Origin of the sequence: Microbacterium jejuense, from assembly GCF_019511665.1 — a bacterium.
Taxonomy (GTDB): Bacteria; Actinomycetota; Actinomycetes; order Actinomycetales; family Microbacteriaceae; genus Microbacterium; species Microbacterium jejuense_A.
The window spans coordinates 160,787-178,223 of record NZ_JAEUAW010000003.1; the positions used below are offsets into that span (position 1 = coordinate 160,787).

General features: G+C 71.0%; 15 protein-coding genes. 2 read left to right on the plus strand and 13 right to left on the minus strand.

The features are described 5' to 3' along the window. Positions 1-5 precede the first annotated feature (5 nt). The gene (locus JNB62_RS04630; RefSeq protein WP_220299696.1) at positions 6-1,547 is read right to left on the minus strand and encodes an MFS transporter; all 1,542 of its coding nucleotides are present in this window, start codon (positions 1,545-1,547) and stop codon (positions 6-8) included. Positions 1,548-1,628: 81 nt separating this feature from the next. On the opposite strand from JNB62_RS04630, the gene JNB62_RS04635 reads away from it, so the two are divergent. Then, complete coding sequence (locus JNB62_RS04635) at positions 1,629-2,180, plus strand: TetR/AcrR family transcriptional regulator (protein ID WP_220299697.1); 552 nt, start codon at positions 1,629-1,631, stop codon at positions 2,178-2,180. A gap of 30 nt (positions 2,181-2,210) precedes the next feature. Here the strand turns inward: JNB62_RS04635 and JNB62_RS04640 are convergent, their stop codons facing one another. From JNB62_RS04640 to JNB62_RS04675, 8 genes are all read right to left on the minus strand, one after another. Further along, positions 2,211-2,516, minus strand: coding sequence for a hypothetical protein (locus JNB62_RS04640; RefSeq protein WP_220299698.1), 306 nt, complete (start codon positions 2,514-2,516; stop codon positions 2,211-2,213). A 100-nt stretch (positions 2,517-2,616) separates the two neighbouring features. Further along, the gene (serA, locus tag JNB62_RS04645) at positions 2,617-4,221 is read right to left on the minus strand and encodes a phosphoglycerate dehydrogenase (RefSeq protein WP_220299699.1); all 1,605 of its coding nucleotides are present in this window, start codon (positions 4,219-4,221) and stop codon (positions 2,617-2,619) included. 147 nt (positions 4,222-4,368) lie between these two features. Then, positions 4,369-4,740, minus strand: a complete 372-nt coding sequence (locus tag JNB62_RS04650) for a bacitracin resistance protein (RefSeq protein ID WP_220299700.1) — start codon at positions 4,738-4,740, stop codon at positions 4,369-4,371. Continuing rightward, positions 4,737-5,285, minus strand: coding sequence for a DNA polymerase III subunit gamma/tau (locus JNB62_RS04655; RefSeq protein WP_222855749.1), 549 nt, complete (start codon positions 5,283-5,285; stop codon positions 4,737-4,739). The genes JNB62_RS04650 and JNB62_RS04655 overlap by 4 nt, the downstream gene beginning before the upstream one ends. A gap of 82 nt (positions 5,286-5,367) precedes the next feature. Beyond that, positions 5,368-6,213, minus strand: a complete 846-nt coding sequence (locus JNB62_RS04660) for a peptidoglycan-binding domain-containing protein (protein WP_220299702.1) — start codon at positions 6,211-6,213, stop codon at positions 5,368-5,370. A 129-nt stretch (positions 6,214-6,342) separates the two neighbouring features. Then, a complete protein-coding gene (locus JNB62_RS04665) occupies positions 6,343-7,059 on the minus strand; it encodes a copper homeostasis protein CutC (RefSeq protein ID WP_220299703.1) in 717 nt (238 codons plus the stop codon). A gap of 105 nt (positions 7,060-7,164) precedes the next feature. Continuing rightward, complete coding sequence (locus JNB62_RS04670; RefSeq protein ID WP_220299704.1) at positions 7,165-7,368, minus strand: hypothetical protein; 204 nt, start codon at positions 7,366-7,368, stop codon at positions 7,165-7,167. A 90-nt stretch (positions 7,369-7,458) separates the two neighbouring features. Continuing rightward, a complete protein-coding gene (locus tag JNB62_RS04675; RefSeq protein WP_220299705.1) occupies positions 7,459-7,617 on the minus strand; it encodes a hypothetical protein in 159 nt (52 codons plus the stop codon). A gap of 158 nt (positions 7,618-7,775) precedes the next feature. On the opposite strand from JNB62_RS04675, the gene JNB62_RS04680 reads away from it, so the two are divergent. Next, a complete protein-coding gene (locus JNB62_RS04680) occupies positions 7,776-12,023 on the plus strand; it encodes an nSTAND1 domain-containing NTPase (protein WP_220299706.1) in 4,248 nt (1,415 codons plus the stop codon). Here the strand turns inward: JNB62_RS04680 and JNB62_RS04685 are convergent. From JNB62_RS04685 to JNB62_RS04700, 4 genes are all read right to left on the minus strand, one after another. Continuing rightward, positions 12,020-13,855, minus strand: coding sequence for a bifunctional metallophosphatase/5'-nucleotidase (locus tag JNB62_RS04685; protein ID WP_223230946.1), 1,836 nt, complete (start codon positions 13,853-13,855; stop codon positions 12,020-12,022). The genes JNB62_RS04680 and JNB62_RS04685 overlap by 4 nt on opposite strands. A gap of 153 nt (positions 13,856-14,008) precedes the next feature. Further along, positions 14,009-15,205 (minus strand): ketol-acid reductoisomerase, encoded by a 1,197-nt coding sequence (gene ilvC, locus JNB62_RS04690; RefSeq protein ID WP_374450299.1) that lies wholly within the window; start codon positions 15,203-15,205, stop codon positions 14,009-14,011. After that, positions 15,105-15,614 (minus strand): acetolactate synthase small subunit, encoded by a 510-nt coding sequence (gene ilvN, locus JNB62_RS04695; RefSeq protein ID WP_141894242.1) that lies wholly within the window; start codon positions 15,612-15,614, stop codon positions 15,105-15,107. Before ilvN ends, ilvC begins: the two co-directional genes overlap by 101 nt. Positions 15,615-15,617: 3 nt before the next feature. Further along, entirely contained in the window at positions 15,618-17,420 is a 1,803-nt protein-coding gene (locus JNB62_RS04700) for an acetolactate synthase large subunit (protein WP_220299709.1), read from the minus strand. Between the last annotated feature and the right edge of the window lie 17 nt (positions 17,421-17,437).

Genomic DNA, 17,437 nt, shown 5'->3' on the forward strand with positions numbered 1-17,437 from the left:
TGCTCCTACGACTTCTGGCGGGACTCTCCCAGGGTAGTGGCCGCGATGACCCCGGCGATCACGACGAGGGCGGCGCCGATGAGCGCCGTCACCGTCACCCCGGCGTCGAAGGCGGTGGCTGCGGCGTCGAAGAGCGCGGTGCCGGTGGCGCCGCCGATCCCGTCGGCGACGTGCACGGCGCCGGCGAGCGTCTCGCCGGCGGCGTCGGCCGCGGCATCCGGGACCCCCGCGGGGATCGCGAGATTGGCGCGATAGAGAGCGGTGAGGATGCCGCCGAGCACGGTCGTGCCGAGCACGGCGCCCAGCTCGTACGCCGTCTCGGACACCGCGCTGGCCGCGCCCGCCTTGGCGGGGGGCGCACTGGCGAGCACGAGCTCGTTCGAGACCGTCTCGGCCGCGCCGATGCCGATGCCCAGCGACACGAATGCGGCGACGAGCGCCGCGATGCTGTCGGGACCGGTCGCGAAGGCCACCGTGACGTAGCCGGCGACGGAGAAGATCAGTGCCGCCGGGATGACCACGCGAGCGGGCCACTTCTTCGAGATCGGCACGACCGCCAGGCCCGAGACGATCATCATGACGAGCCCCGGAACGAGGGCGAGGCCCGCCTGCAGCGGTGTCAGCCCCACGATGAGCTGCAGGTGCTGCGCGACGAAGAACAGGAAGCCGACCAGCGCGATGACGCTCAGCAGGTTGACGAGCAGCGCCCCCGTGAACGTGCCCAGCCCGAACAGCCGCATGTCCAGCATCGGATGGGCCGCCCGCAGCTGGCGGCGAACGAACAACACGCCGAAGCCGAGGCCGAGGAGCACCGGCAGCCACGCCGTGACGCCGAACCCGTGCGCGGCCAGCTCCTTGATGCCGTAGACGATCGGGATCATCGTCGCCATCGAGAGGGCGATGCTGACCGGATCGATGCGTCCCGGGTTCGGATCGCGGCTCTCGGGCACGAGGAGCGGCGCGAGGATCAGCAGCGGGATCAGCACCGGCACCGACAGCAGGAACACCGAGCCCCACGAGAAGTGCTCGAGCAGCAGGCCGCCCACGATGGGGCCGAGCGCCGAGCCGGCCGAGAACATCGCGGCCCACACGGCGATCGCGAGGCGCCGCTGGTCGCGGTCGGTGAAGATGCTGCGCAGCAGCGACAGCGTGGACGGCATCAGCATCGCCCCGAACACGCCCATCCCCGCGCGGGCCGCGACGAGCAGCGCGGCGCTGGGCGCGAAGGCCGCGAGCACCGACACGGCCGCGAAGCCGGTCGCACCGATGAGCAGCATCCGCCGGCGTCCGAACCGGTCGCCGAGCGTTCCCATCGTGACGAGCAGCCCCGCGAGGACGAGCGGGTACGCGTCGATGATCCACAGCTGCTCGGTGCTGGTGGGTTCGAGGTCGAGCGCGATCTCGGGCAGCGCGAAGCTCAGCACCGTGTTGTCGACCGACACCAGCAGCACGGGCAGCATGAGCACGACGAGCGCCGCCCAGCCGCGCCAGCCGACCCTGCGGCCCTGCGCGTCGGCGATCGAGAGTTCCTGAGTGAGTGTCATCATTTCTATACCGTCCAGCCGGTATAGTATCAGGATGCCGCACACATCGTCGAGGCTGCCGTCGCTCTCGATAGCATCGAGGCCATGAGCCGCCCTCCCCTCGCGCGTGAGAAGGTGCTCGACGCCTTCGAGCGCATCCTCATCGAGGACGGCGAGCGTGCGGCGACGATGGATGCCGCAGCCCGGGCCGCCGGCGTCTCGAAAGGCGGTCTGCTGTACCACTTCGGCACCAAGGAGGCGATGGAGGCGGCGCTCATCGCCCGGCTCTCGGAGCTGGTGGACGCCGACCTCGCGGCGATCGCCGCGGCGCCCGAGGGCCCGGTCGCCTACTTCCTGCGCTCCTCGGTCATGGAGGACGAGCCGCTGGACCGCGCCATCATCGCCGCCTCGCGACTCGCGCAGTCCGGCAACGCACCGGCCATCGCGGCGCTGCACGACATGCGCTCCCGCTGGGAGGATGCGCTGCGGCCGCACACGCGGGACGAGGCGGCCCTCAGCCTCGTGATGCTCGTGAGCGACGGGCTGTACTTCAACAACGCGCTGGGCGGCGACGCGCCGCTGACCGTCGTGCCCGACGGAGCCGCGCTCGACGCCCTCGTGGCGCTCGTCGAGCGCACCGTGCGCGACCCGGAGTAGACCGCCTGCGCGGAGGCCGCGAGCGCCCGGTCAGCGCGCCCAGTCCACGCACAGCACGCGCGCCGGGCCCGCTCCGCCCAGCCGCTGCGTCTGCACGCAGTGCAGCGTCCCACGCCCGCCGGCCGCCTCCAGCGCGTCGTATCGGCGCTGCGCGATCCAGTCCCGCAGGGCGCTCGAGGTGGCATGCCGGGTGGCGTCCGATCCACGGCTCGCCGGTGCGGTGGCCCCGGGCGATGGGGTGGGCGCTCCCCCGGCGGGCGTCGCCTGACATGACGCCGATGCCAGCAGCAGCGTGAGCACGATCCCCGCGCCCGTGACGCGTCGGAACCTCATCATCGGCCGCCTCTCCTCCCGCCGACCCGGATGGGTCTGCGAGGCAAGAGTGACCGCGGACGGTACCGACGCGGCGCGCGCCGGTACTCGCCCGGTACTCAGATCAGGATTCGGTGATCTCGATCTGGCGGAACAGGTCGGCGTCGATCGCCGCGCGCACGTCGTCGAGCAGGTGGTCGGGAACCGGCGAGTCCACCGTCAGCACGGACAGCGCCTGACCGCCCGCGGCCTGACGTGCGATCTGCATCCCCGCGATGTTGATCCCGGCCTCACCGAAGCGCTGGCCGTAGACCGCGACGATGCCGGGGCGGTCGGTGTACAGCATGACGATGTGGTGCTTCTCGATGGGCAGCTCGATGGCGTAGCCGTTGATCGCGACGAGCTTCTCGACCTGCTTGGTGCCGGTGAGCGTGCCCGACACCGACAGCTGCGAGCCGTCCGACAGTGCACCGCTCAACGTGATGACGTTGCGGTACTCGGGGCTGTCGTCGTCGACGAGCAGGCGCACGTCGACACCGCGCTGCTCGGCGAGCAGGGGCGCGTTCACGTACGAGACGGTCTCGCTGACGATGTTCGTGAAGACGCCCTTCAGCGCGGCGAGCTTCAGCACGCTCACGTCGTATGCCTGCAGCTCGCCGTGCACCTCGACGTCCAGGCTCGTGAGCGGCGAGTGGGCGAGCGCGGCGAAGATCTGGCCGAGCTTCTCGACGAGGGGGATGCCGGGCCGCACGTACGGGTCGATGACGCCGCCGGCGACGTTGACGGCGTCCGGCACGAGCTCGCCGCCGAGTGCGAGGCGCACCGACTTGGCGACGGAGACGCCCGCCTTCTCTTGCGCCTCCTCCGTGGAGGCGCCGAGGTGCGGCGTGACGACGACGTTCGGGAGGCTCAGCAGCGCCGCCGCCGTGCCGCCCTCGGCCGGCGGCTCGGACGTGAAGACGTCGAGACCGGCCCCGGCGATCTCGCCCGTCGTGAGGGCGGTGTGCAGCGCCGCCTCGTCGATCAGGCCCCCGCGCGCGACGTTGACGACGTAGGCGGTCGGCTTCATGCGCGCGAACTGCTCAGCGCCGATCATGCCCGTCGTCTCGGGCGTCTTGGGCATGTGGATCGTGACGAAGTCGCTCTGCTCGAGGAGCTCGTCGAGGCTCAGCAGCTGAACGCCCAGCTGCTGCGCGCGGGCGCTCGTGACGTACGGGTCGTACGCGACGACCTTCATGTCGAACGCCTGGAGCCGGGCCGCGATGAGCGCGCCGATGCGACCGAGGCCGATGATGCCGACCGTCTTCTCGAACAGCTCGGTGCCGGTGTACGAGCTGCGCTTCCACGCGCCGCCTGACAGCGACGCATGAGCGGCGGGGATGCGGCGCGCGAGGCTCAGGATGTGGCCGACCGTGAGCTCGGCGGCCGAGATGATGTTCGAGGTCGGCGCGTTGACGACCATGACGCCGGCGGTGGTGGCCGTCTTGATGTCGACGTTGTCGAGGCCGACGCCTGCGCGGGCCACGACCTTGAGCACCGGCGCGGCCGCGATCGCCTCGGCGTCGATCTTGGTCGCCGAGCGGATCAGCACCGCGTTCGCCTCGGCCAGGGCCGACAGCAGCGCGGGCCGGTCGGTGCCGTCGACGTTGCGCACGTCGAAGTCGGGACCCAGGGCGTCGATCGTGGCGGGAGAGAGTTCTTCGGCGATCAGAACGACAGGCTTCGTCACGGTGTTCCTTCGGTGACAGCGCGCGAGCACGCGGTATTGCTCGGATGTGGATCTGCCGCGCCGCACGCCGTCGGGGGCGAGGCCTCGTGCCAGCCTATCGCGGGTGCATGCACACCTCTGACCGTGTGACGGCCGGTCTGTGAGAGCTCAGCCGACGAGCGACGACGTGTTGAGCGTCGTGTACGCCACCACGTTGAGCCAGAACACCGCGACCAGGCCCAGTCCGGTCAGCATGACCAGGAACAGCTCATGCGCCGGCCGCCGGAATCCGATCGCGAACGCACCGCCCCACACGAGCAGCGGGAAGACGGCGGCGAAGATCCACACGAACCATCCCAGAGCGTTGAGCGACAGGTCGTTGTCGCCGAGGAATCCGACGGTCTCGACCAGGTTGCCGATGGCATTCCACACCGCGTACGCGTAGAACAGGCCGACGAGACCCGAGATCGTGGCCACGAGCCAGGTCGGCGCCGGCCGGCGCACGGGCGAGGACGTGACGGCATCCGTCTGATCTGTCATTGCCCCACCGCCCCGATGAGCACGAAGGGCCACGGCACGAGCAGCACCACGCCCGCCGCGAGCCACGCGAACCTCACCCACGCGCGCGACGCCCGGGTGAGCAGGAAGACCGTCACGAACCACAGCACGGGAGAGAGCACCGCGAGCCACAGGCTCCCCTGGTACATGGCATCCGTGACGAGGAACGGCCGCCAGTCCTGCACGCGCAGTCCGCCGATGATCCAGCCGATCGCGAACAGGGCGTAGACGCCGCCGAGGATGCCGAGTCCGATGAGCTCACCGTTCCCCATCGGTGCGGGCTGCGCGGCCGTCGCGCCCGGCGTGACCTCCGCAGGCACGGGGGCCGAGGGACCGACCGTTTCGCTGCCCTTGCCGACGGCGGTGAAGCCGTCCGGCAGGCTCGTGGCGGCCGGCGGGTCGACGTCGGCGGGGTCCGCCTCGGGCTCGGAGGTGTTCTCGGCAGCGGTGTCGCCGGAGGCTCCGAGGTCGAGTGTGGGGTCGTCGTCGCCGTCCCAGGACAGGGCGTCGTCGTCGCGGCCTTTCATCACGGCTCCAGCGTAGTGCGCCGACACGGTCGGATGCCGCGCCCCGCCGGTGCCGTGCACCGGGGGTTCGGCATCCCTCGTCTCAGTCGAAGACCCTCACCATCAGGCCGTGCCAGGTCTGCGGACCCGCGATCCCGTCCGCAGGCGGGAAGAACACCTGCTGGAACGAGCGCACGGCGGCATCGGTGAGCGGCCCGAAGTCGCCGTCGACGGCCAGGCCGCCGGCAAGCAGTGTCTGCAGCGCCCGCACGGCCTCGCCGTGATCGCCTTGGCTCACCGTGACGATGAGGTGCGGCCAGTCGAGCTGGCCGAGCGTCGTCGAGATCTCCACCGCGCGCAGCGTCTGCTGGAAGGCGCGCGCCGCGTGACCGCTGAGGGGGCCGAAGACGCCGTCGGCGGCGATGGTTGCGCCGTGCGCGCGCAGCAGATGCTGAGCGGCGAGCACACGCCAGTTGGTGTCCTGCGTGGCGCCGACCTTCACGAGGGCCCACGGCTGCGGTCCCGGCGTGAAGGTGCTGAAGAACGACCAGGTCTCGCGACCGGCCACACCGTCCTGGGCGAGTCCCCACGACTCCTGGAAGAACCGCACGTGCTCGGCCGTGACAGGCCCGTACGCGCCGTCCACGACCAGCGCGTCGTCACCCGGCCAGCGCAGCAGCCCGAACTGCTGCACCGCGCGGACCGCGTCGCCCGTCGACCCCTGCTGCACCGGCACCACGAGCGTGGGCCAGGTCACCGGCCCCACGATCCCGTCGGCGGGTGCGATCCCGTGAGCTGTCTGGAACGCCGCCACGGCGGCGGCGGTCGCGGGCCCGTAGATGCCGTCGACGACCACCGCGTGTCCGCGCGCCCTCAGCAGGTACTGGATCCCCGGCACGATCGGCGCGGTCGACCCGACCCCGATGGTGCTCCACGGTTCGACGTTCATAGCGGCTCCTCATCATCGTGTCTGCGGGAGCAGATGTCCCGTGAGTCAGAGGGGCCGCGCCGGATCATTGATACGTCAGGCGTGCGAGGGCGGGATGCGAGGATGCCGCAGCCCGGGCGTCCCCAGCGCTCAACGCGCTGCAGCCACCGCCGCGGCGACCGTCGCCGCATCGGTGATGTCATGCCCGGCAGAGCCGCCGCCCGGCCCCGACGGCGCATCGTGGCCGGCTCGCGATCGGGCCGACAGATGGACGGCGTCCACCCCGGCCGCGAACAGTGCGGCGACGTCGGCGGGCTGCACGCCGCCGCCCGCCATCACCTCGACGTCGCCGGAACGCGCTGCGAACCCCGCGAGCGCATCGCGTCCGTCGATCGCACGAGCCGCGCCTCCTGACGTGAGCACGCGATCGACCCCCTCTGCCACGAGTGCGTCGAACAGGGCGGCGGGATCTGCGGACGCGTCTATCGCGCGGTGGAAGACGAGCGTCGCCTCGCCCGCGGCATCCCGCCAGCGACGCAGCGTGTCGACGTCGAGTCCGCCCGACGCGTTCAGCGCCCCGACCACGACGCCGCCGGCGCCGCGCTCGACGCACGCACGGATGTCGGCCGTCACGAGCGCCACCTCGTCGGCGTCGTACACGAAGCCGCCGCCGCGCGGGCGAACCAGGACGTTGACAGCGGTCGGATCGACCGCGGCGAGCACGGCCTCCAGCAGCCCCAGCGACGGTGTGAGCCCGCCCGCCTCGAGCGCCTGGCAGAGCTCGAGCCGCGTCGCGCCGGCCCCCATCGCGATACGGGCCCCCGCGGGGTCCTGGACGGCGATCTCGACGGGGCGCGGCGCAGACATGCGGTGAAGCCTACCGCCGGAGCCGTCATGGCCTGTGCGTCGGCGCCGCGACGTGATCGCCCGCCGCGGGACCCGCCGCTCCCCATCTGCGGCGGATCCCGCCGATCACGAGAAGCGCGGCCGGCGCGGTGCGGCGAAGTGCTCGCGCAGCCACACGCCGAGGCCGGCGTGGGCGTGCACCTCGGGGCGCGCCGGCGTGATGCCGACGCCGCGGTCGGCGACGGTGCGCCGGCGCTCGTGATCGCGGTACAGCGCGGCCGTCCGCTCGCGGTGGATGCGGTCGGCCAGGGTCAGGGTGGTGGCGTCCATGGCCTTTCCTTCCTTCGGGGTTCGCCGGGTCTCGGCGTTGTGCAGAGTGGAGAGCAGACCGCGGCCCGCGGTGATACGTGCCGGGCGCGGTCACCGGAACAGCATTGACGAACGCGCCGAGCCGCCGGCGTGTCCGCCGCCGTCGCTCGTGACCGCCGAAGCGGTTATCGTCGCCGCGGCGATCACCGTGGCGACGACGGCTCCGACGACCGCGAGAGCCGTGCGCTTCATGGTCTTGGTCGCGTGCATGGCCTCTTCCTTCCCTCAGCGGCAGCGGTCCTTCCGCGGTGCCGTGACAGCACGATCGCCGACGCCGGTATCCGTCCCTCGGCGGCCCGGTACTCATCCGGTACTCGCGGAACGGGTCTGCCGTTGACGCGGGACTCCCGGGCTCCCACACTTTGTCCATGGCCATCAGGGTGCTGGGGCCGCTCGATACGGGGAACGAGCACGCCCTGAGCCCGCGGGAGCGGGCGGTGCTCGCGGCACTGATCGTGTGCGCGGGGCGCGCCGTCGCGCCGGGCGAGCTCGCCGAGGCGTACTGGGGCGAAGCGCCGCCGCGCACGTGGCCGCAGCAGGTGAAGACCTCGGTCGCCCGCATCCGCGCCGGCCTCGGCGCCGCGGCCGTGGTCACACGGGGATCGGAGTATGCGCTCGGGCTCGATCCCGCGACGATCGACGCCTTCGAGTTCGAGCGGCTCGTGTCGGCGGCACGCCTGCATTCGCTCCACGAGGAGCACGATCGCGCGATCGACGCCTACGGTCGTGCGCTGGCTCTGTGGCGGGGGCGCGCCTACCCCGAACTGGCGGACTGGGAGCCGGCGGCCGTCGAGTCCGAGCGGCTCGCCGAGATCCGCGACAGCGCCGAGGAGGAGCTGCTCGAGGCGCGACTGGCCGATGGCGAGCATCGTGCCGTCATCGCCGACGCCGAGCGCCTCGTGCGCGCGCGTCCGCTGCGCGAGAACCGCTGGGCGGTCCTGGCGATGGCCAACTACCGGGCCGGACGTCAGGCCGAGGCGCTGGCCACGGTCCGCGCCGCACGCGAGAGGCTGGCTGACGAGCTGGGCATCGACCTCGGCGAGCGCCTGCGGACGCTGGAGGCTGCGATGCTGCAGCAGGACCCGGCGCTCGCGGCGGTGCGGACACTGCACCGTGTGAGCGACAGCTGCCCGTACCGCGGGCTGTCGGCGTTCTCACCCGGCGACGCGGATGAGTTCTTCGGTCGTGAGGATGACATCGCCGCGATCCGTGACCGCGCGCATCCCGGATCGCTGATCGCCGTCGTGGGCGCCTCCGGGTTGGGCAAGTCCTCGCTCGTCCTGGCCGGTGTCGTCCCCCGCACCGCAGAGGGACGACGCCTCGCCGTCGTGGCGGCGGGCCGCGACACCGCGGTCGAGCTGCGGGCGCGGATGTCCCGGCGCGGCGTCGCGGACGTGATCGTCATCGACCAGTCCGAGGCGGTGTTCCAGCTCGACCCACCGGAGCGCGACGAACTGTGCGCCATCGTCGCCGAGGCGCTCGCCGGCGGCGCCACGGTGCTGCTGACCCTGCGCAGCGACTTCCTCGATCTGGCCACCGGCCTCCCCCACATCGGCACGGCCGTCGGCGGCGGGGTGTACGCCCTCGGTCCGCTCTCGGTCGAGGGACTGCGAGCGGCCATCGAGCAGCCCGCTGCCCGTGCCGGGCTGCGGCTGGAGCCGGGGCTGGTCGAAGTGATCATGAGGGATGCCGGTGATCGGCGTGCGACGCTCCCACACGTCTCGCACGCCCTGGTCGAGACGTGGCTGCGCCGCGAGGGCGCGACGCTCACGGTGGCCGGCTACGAGGCGTCCGGAGGGATCGCCGGCGCCATCGCGCAGTCGGCTGAGACGCTCTACCGCTCGTTCGAGCCTGACGAGGCCGACGCCTGCCGAGCGCTGATGCTGCGGCTCGTGCAGCGCGGGCCGGACGGCGCATCGGTGCGCCGCATCGCGCACCTCGAGCCGCTGATCGCCGACCCGACCCGTCGGCGGGTGCTCGACCGGCTCGTCGCGGCGCGCCTGCTCACGGTCGACGGCGACCGCGTCATGGTCGCGCACGAAGCCGTCGCGACCGCCTGGCCGCGTCTCGACGGCTGGCTCGAGCGGGACGCCGCGAACGTGCGGGTGATGGCGCTGGTCGCCACGACCGCCGAGGTCTGGGACTCCGACGGACGACGCGACGAGGATCTGCTGCGCGGTGCACGCCTGCAGGCCGCGGTCGAGTGGGCAGAGGCATCCCATCCCGATCTGACCGAGACCGAGCGCGCACTCGTCGAGGCTTCGACGGCGCGCGAGCAGAACGAGATGCGCGCTCTGGCCGACCAGGCGGCCCACGAAGCACGCAGCAACCGCCGGCTGCGCGGAGCGCTCGCGGGCGCCGCCGTCCTGCTGATCGTCGCGCTCGTGTCAGGCGGCGTCGCCGCGGTGCGCGGTCGCGAGGCGGCCTCGTCGGCAGCCGACGCGGCGGCCTCCGCCGAGGACCGGCTCATCGAGGCCGTCACGGCCCAGTCGGTGTCGCTGCGCCCCACCAACCGCGACATCGCCGCGCTCATGGCGGTCGCCGCCGCCCGCCGCTGGCCGGACGACGCGCGCAGCCGCGCCGCGCTGATGAGCACGCTCACCGGTGCCGGCGCCGTCACGGGCATCACGTACCTGGAAGGGATCGACTGGCGCGCCGGGATCGCCCCGATCCCCGACACGGACGAACTCGCCGTGGCCCGGGGCACCACGCTCAGCATCCATGACGCCACGACCGGGACGGTGAAACGTCGGATCACCGACGACCTCATCGCGAGCGACGACGTGATCCGCCCCTGGGTGCGGGTCAGCGCGGACGCCTCGACGATCGCGGTGCTGCAGCACCTCAGGAACCAGCCGGACCTCGCGGACGACGACGAAGAGATCATGCATTTCTTCGACACCGCCACGGGGCGCCCGTACGGTGCACCCGTTCGGGTGGACGTCGTCAGCGAGATGTTCACGCTGAGCGCGGACGGCCGCTACGCGACCTGGGCCACACCGGGCACGCTCGCGGTCGTCGAACGCGACACGGGGGCGGTGCGCACGCTCCCCGGACTGGCCGTGGGCGACCTCGATGAGGGAACGCTCGCCGCATCCGCGTTCCTCCCTGACGGCCGCATCATCGTCGGCACGGCAGACGGCGTGATCGACATCGTCGACCCGACCGGGATGACCGTGCAGTCGACTCTCCAAGGGCGCCCCGGCTTCGTCGGGTGGGCGGTGGTGGTCACCGCCGGCGGGCTCATCGCGTCGATGGGAGCGTCAGGCGTGTCGGTGTGGGATGCCGCGGGCACCGAGCTCTGGCATCGCGCGGACGAGCGCACCGACGAATGCACGCGCCTGACGGCGTCGTCGCTCAGCGACGTCGTCGCGTGCGGCGACGAGACCGGCACGGTGCAGGCCTGGCGCCTGTCGACGGGCGAGCGCGTCCTCGCTCCGACCTCGTACCAGCTCGGCGGCTCCGGTGACCTCGCCGTCGTCGACGGCGGGCACGAGCTCCTCCTGCTCAGCGCGATCGCCCCGGCCGTCGGACGTCTCCGCCTGGACGGAGCGGGACCGTCGAGCAGGCTGATCGCCGAGGGCTGGACGCCGGACGGAGGGCTGGACGCCGACGGGAGCCGGGTCCTCGTCGAAGCGATGCGCAACTGGACGGATCAGTCGGCGCCGCCGGCTTTCGCAGTCTGGGACGTCGCGACGGACCGGCCGGCGCTGCGCATCCCCGATGACATCGTCGACCCGTACGAAGGCGTGCTGGTCGGGCTGAAATGGCTCGGCGACGACCGCGTGCTCACGTGGTCCTCCGTGGTGGACGCGGACGGCGTCGAGCACCTCACACCGCACGTCGTCGATGTCGCCACCGGCCGCTTCGTGGCACATCGGCTGCCGGCCGGCACGCAGGACGTCTTCCCCTCCGCGGTCGACGGCCGGGTCCTGGCCGTCCTCCGGCCCGACAACGAGGTGGTGCCAATCGACCTCGCCACCCTCGAACCCGCCGGTCCCGCCGTCCACGCACCCGACTGGGTCATCACGGCCGGTGATACGGCCGACGGCGAACGCATCGTCGTCACCTACATCTCCGACGCGCAGAATCAGGCGGAGACGAGCGTGTACGACTCCGCCGGCGGCGGCGTCGTCGATACCGGCCTGGCGACCTACGTCACCTCGATCACACTCCCCGACGGCGACATCATCGCGTCGAATCTTCAGAGCGTGAGCCGCTTCGACGATGACTTCGCCCGGCTCGGCGGCGTCCCCGTCTCGATCGGCGGAATCCTCGCGTACTCCGCTTCCCGCGACGCCCGGTCCATCCTGTTCTCCAACCAGGCTGCCGGTGTCGCCGCCCTCTACGACAACTCGGGCGGAGTCGCGCTGGGCGATCGCCTCTCCGCGCCGGGGCCGGGCAGATCCACGCTGGCAGGCGACGGGTCGTCGTTCGCATTGGCCGGCCGCGACGGCGTGATCCTGTGGCAGCTGTCGCCGGACGCGCAGCTCGAGGCGGCGTGCCGGCTCGCCGGCCGTGAACCCACGGCCGACGAGTGGCAGACGCATCTCGGTGACCTGGGCGCGCAGCATCCACTCTGCGAAGGCGTGCTCGCCCCCAGGACGACCGGCTAGAAGACCGGCGTGCCCGCCCGCACCAGCTGCCAGTTCACGACGTGGAACTCCGCCGGGTCGATCTGGCCCGCCGCCGACGCGAACGCGACGATCGCCTCGCGGATCGCGACCTGCGCGTTGTACACGACCGGTGCCGTCGAGATGTGCGGGAACCCGCCGCCACCCGACTGGCGGTAGTTGTTGACGGCGACGACGAATCGCTGGTCGGGCGTGACCGCGACGCCGTCGTACGCGAGGTTCACGATCCGCGACCCCTGGTCCTGCGAGATGTCGACGTCGTAGGTCACACCCGAGAACTGGTCGTAGTTGTAGTCGGGGGTGTTGAGCGCGTTGGTCCACGTCTCGGGTGCGACCGGCGCGTCCGGCGCGACCTTCTGGAAGTACTTCGCCGAGTACTCCAGATAGTCCTTGATCTGCGCGCCGGTGAGCACCGAGGCCATCAGCGTGTTGTCGTAGATGTAGAGCCCGGCGACGTCCTTGATGGTCACCTGCCCCGCGGGGAAGGTCGCGGCGCGGTTGAACGGCGCGGCGATCGAGACGACGGGGAGGGATGCCTCCGGCGTGCCCGCGATGGCCTGCGTGACGGTCTGGACCTGCACGTGGTTGACGTAGTCGAGGATCGCCGTGTCCTTCCAGCACGACTCGGCGGCCGACAGCACCTCGGTGGAGGTCGCGACCGCGGTGTTGACGTACGCGACGACCGCGTCGTGCTGGGCCTTCACCACGGCGACGAGCGCCGGGTCGTCCTCGACGGTGTTCGCGTTCACCGAGTGGGCGGACTTCGAGACCACCTTCCACGCGCCGCGGGAGAATGCCAGGTCGAGGTCGAAGACACTGAGCCGCTGACCCCACTTCGCCGGCTCGCTCATGACCACCTGCTGGCCCGTCTGCGTGTTCGTCACGAAGACCTCGGGCTTGTCGAGGTGCGCGTGCCCGAACAGGATGACGTCGATGTCGGCCACCTGCTCTGCCAGCATCCCTGCCGCGTTCTCGACCGGCAGATCGCTGCCGTACGACGACAGGCCGCTGTCGCCCGCGTGCACGCTCACGACGATCACGTCGACGCCGCGGCGTCGCATCACCGGCACCCAGCGAGCCGCCGTCTCGACGACATCGAGCACGTCCACGCGGCCGCTGACGTTCGCCTTGTCCCAGATGACGACGCCGGGATTGGTGAGGCCGAGCACGCCGACCCGGATCGGCGGCAGTCCCGGCCCGGCGTGCATGTTCTTGATGATGAACGGCTCGAAGCGCGGGACATTCGTCCCCGCGTGCACGGCGTTCGCCGCGAGCGCCGGGGCGTCCAGCTGCGAGATCCAGGTGTCGAGGAAGTCGAGGCCGTAGTTGAACTCGTGGTTGCCGAGCGCGACGGCGTCGTAGCCGATCGCGTTGAACTGGGCCGCCATCGGGTGGATCGCACCGGTGGTCGTCATCGGCTCCACGGTCGCGTAGTAGAACCCGAGCGGCGTCCCCTGGATCGTGTCGCCCGCATCGAACAGGAGCGTGCGCTCGCGGCCGACATCTGCGCGCACCTGATTGACGAGGCTCGACACGCGCGCCAGGCCGATCGAGTTCTTGGCGCTGTCACTGTAGGCGGCGTCCTTATAGTAGTCCCAGTTGAGCGCGTTCGAGTGGATGTCGGACGTGCCCATGATCGCGATCCTGACGACCTTCTCGCCCGGCGCCGCAGCGGCTTTCGGCGCTGCTCCCCAGCCGGCGGCGGCGAGGACGCTCGCCGCCGATGCACCGACGAGGAGGGCGCGGCGGCTGATGCCGGACCGTGGCGGATCATCCGCGAGCGGGGCGAGGTCGTCGGATGCGTGGTCAGGCATGTGTTCTCCCATGGCGAGGATCACATCACGCGCGAGGGATCCGCGACAAGAGCGCGACGATGAGGAAACTCTCAGCAACCGGCGAACACCTGGTGACACGCAGAAGACCCGGCCCCGCGGACGGGAGCCGGGTCTTCCGACGTACAGGCGAGGTCAGCGCGCGGCCGAGCCCTCGACGTAGTCCTCGTCCTGCTGCTTCCAGGCGAACAGGCCGCGCAGCTCCTTGCCGACGGCCTCGATCGGGTGCTGCGCCTCCTTCTCGCGCAGCGCGAGGAACTCCGGCGCGCCGGCGTCCTGGTCCGCGATGAAGCGCTCGGCGAAGGCGCCCGACTGGATGTCGGCGAGCACCGCCTTCATGTTCTCCTTCACGTGCGGGTCGATCACGCGCGGACCCGAGACGTAGTCGCCGTACTCGGCGGTGTCCGAGATCGACCAGCGCTGCTTGGCGATGCCGCCCTCCCACATGAGGTCGACGATGAGCTTCAGCTCGTGCAGCACCTCGAAGTACGCGATCTCCGGCTGGTAGCCGGCCTCGGTGAGCGTCTCGAAGCCGTACTGCACGAGGTGCGACATGCCGCCGCACAGCACCGACTGCTCGCCGAACAGGTCGGTCTCGGTCTCTTCGGTGAAGGTCGTCTTGATGACACCGGCGCGCGTCCCGCCGATCGCCTTGGCGTACGACAGCGCGGTCGCCCACGCCGAGCCCGAGGCATCCCGCTCGACGGCGATGATGTCGGGGATGCCGCGACCGGCCACGTACTCGCGACGGACGGTGTGGCCCGGCGCCTTGGGGGCGACGAGGATCACGTCCACGCCATCCGGCGCGTCGATGTAGCCGAAGCGGATGTTGAAGCCGTGCGCGAAGGCGAGCGTCTTGCCCGGGGTCAGCTTGTCCTTGATCGAGTCCGAGTAGATCGCACGCTGGTGCTGGTCGGGCGCGAGGATCATGATGAGGTCGGCCCACTCGGTCGCGTCGGCGACCGACTTGACCTCGAAGCCCTCGTCCTGTGCCTTCTCGGTGGACTTCGAGCCGTCCTTGAGGGCGATGACGACCTCGACGCCCGAGTCGCGCAGGTTCTGGGCGTGCGCGTGGCCCTGCGAGCCGTAGCCCACGATCGCCACCTTCTTGCCCTGGATGATGCTCAGGTCGGCATCGGCGTCGTAGAAGATCTCAGCCATCTTCGTGTTTCTCCTTGATTGGTTTCGGTCGTTGAGCGAGCGAAGCGAGACGAGACGCCCGCAGAAATGGTCAGCCGCGCAGCACGCGCTCGGTGATGCTCTTGCCGCCGCGGCCGATGGCGACGAGGCCGGACTGCGCCAGCTCCTTGATGCCGAACGGCTCCAGGGCACGCAGGAAGGCCTCGACCTTGCCCTTGTCGCCGGTCACCTCGACCACGAGCGCGTCGGGGGCGTAATCGACGATCTGCGCGCGGAACAGGTTGACGACCTCGAGCACGTTCGACCGCGTCTGGTTGTCGGCGCGCACCTTGATCAGCATGTGCTCGCGCTGCACCGACCCGGCGGGGTCGAGCTCGACGATCTTGATCACGTTGATCAGCTTGTTCAGCTGCTTCGTGACCTGCTCCAGCGGCAGCTCGTCGACGTCCACGACCACCGTGATGCGCGAGAGGCCCGGCACCTCGGTGACGCCCACGGCGAGCGACTCGATGTTGAATCCGCGGCGTGCGAACAGACCAGCGACGCGCGTCAGCAGACCCGGCTTGTCCTCGACGAGGAGGCTCAGCACGTGACTCGTCATGTCTCAGTCCTCCTGCTCTGCGAAGGCGGGCGAGTGGTCCCGCGCGTACTGGACGTAGCTGTTGCTGACCCCCTGCGGCACCATCGGCCACACCATGGCGTCCGCGCTCACCACGAAGTCGATGACCACGGGGCGGTCGTTCGTCTCGAGCGCGGTCTTGATGGCGGCATCCACGTCCTCCTCCTTCTCGACGCGCAGGGCCAGGCACCCGTAGGCCTCGGCCAGCTTGACGAAATCGGGGATGCGCACCGTGCCGTGGCCGGTGTTGAGGTCGGTGTTGGAGTGGCGGCCGTCGTAGAACAGCGTCTGCCACTGACGCACCATGCCGAGCGACGAGTTGTTGATGACGGCGACCTTGATCGGGATGTTGTTGATCGCGCAGGTCGCGAGCTCCTGATTGGTCATCTGGAAGCAGCCGTCGCCGTCGATCGCCCACACCACGCGGTCGGGCTCCGCCACCTTCGCACCCATCGCGGCCGGCACCGAGTAGCCCATCGTGCCCGCGCCGCCGGAGTTGAGCCAGGCGTTGGGGCGCTCGTACTTGATGAACTGCGCCGCCCACATCTGGTGCTGCCCCACGCCCGCGGCGTAGATGCCCTCGGGTCCGGTGAGCTCGCCGATCCGCTGGATGACGTACTGCGGCGACATCAGGCCGTCGGTGGGCTGCGAGTAGCCGAGCGGGAACTCGTCGCGCAGCCCGTCGAGGAACGACCACCACTCGGCGATGTCGGCCTTCTGCCCCGCCGCGGCGGTGCGGTACGCCGCGTCGAGGTCGACCAGGACGTCCTTGAGGTCGCCCACGATCGGCACGTCCGCCGTGCGGATCTTCGAGATCTCGGCCGGATCGATGTCGACGTGCACGATCTGCGCGTGGGGCGCGAACTGGCTGGCCTTGCCGGTCACACGGTCGTCGAACCGCGCGCCGAGCGCGACGATGAGGTCGGCCTCCTGCAGCGCGAGCACCGCCGGGACGGTGCCGTGCATGCCCGGCATGCCGAGGTGCTGCGGGTGCGAGTCGGGGAACGCGCCGCGCGCCATCAGCGTGGTGACCACGGGGGCGCCGGTCGCCTCGGCGAGCGTGCGCAGCTCCTCCGAGGCGCGCGCCCGGATCACGCCGCCGCCCACGTACAGCACGGGCTTCTTGGCGTCGGCGATCAGCTGCGCCGCCGCCTGGATCTGCTTGCCGTGCGCCTTCGTCACCGGGCGGTAGCCGGGCAGGTCCACTTTCGGCGGCCACACGAACGGAGCCTCGGCCTGCTGCGCGTCCTTCGTGATGTCGACGAGCACCGGGCCGGGCCGTCCGGTCGAGGCGATCTCGAACGCGGCGGCGATCGCACCCGGGATGTCGGCGGCGTCCTTCACCAGGAAGGAGTGCTTCGTGATCGGCATCGTGATGCCCACGATGTCGGCCTCCTGGAAGGCGTCCGTGCCCATCAGCGTCGAGAAGACCTGGCCCGTGATGCACACGATCGGCACCGAGTCCATGTACGCGTCCGCGATCGCGGTGACGAGGTTTGTCGCGCCGGGACCGGACGTCGCGATCGCGACGCCGACCTTTCCGGATGCCGCGGCGTAGCCCTCCGCGGCGTGACCGGCGCCCTGCTCGTGCCGGACGAGGATGTGGCGGACCGACTCATCGTCCATGAGCGGGTCGTAGACGGGCATGATCGCGCCGCCGGGAAGACCGAAGACGTCGGTCACCCCCAGCAGATCGAGTGAACGGACGACCGCCTCGGCGCCCGTGAGCACGGGCGTCGTAGCGGTGCGGGCTGGCGGCCGGGGAATGGCGGCGGTGTCGGCTGACATGGAGAGTTCCTCTTCGT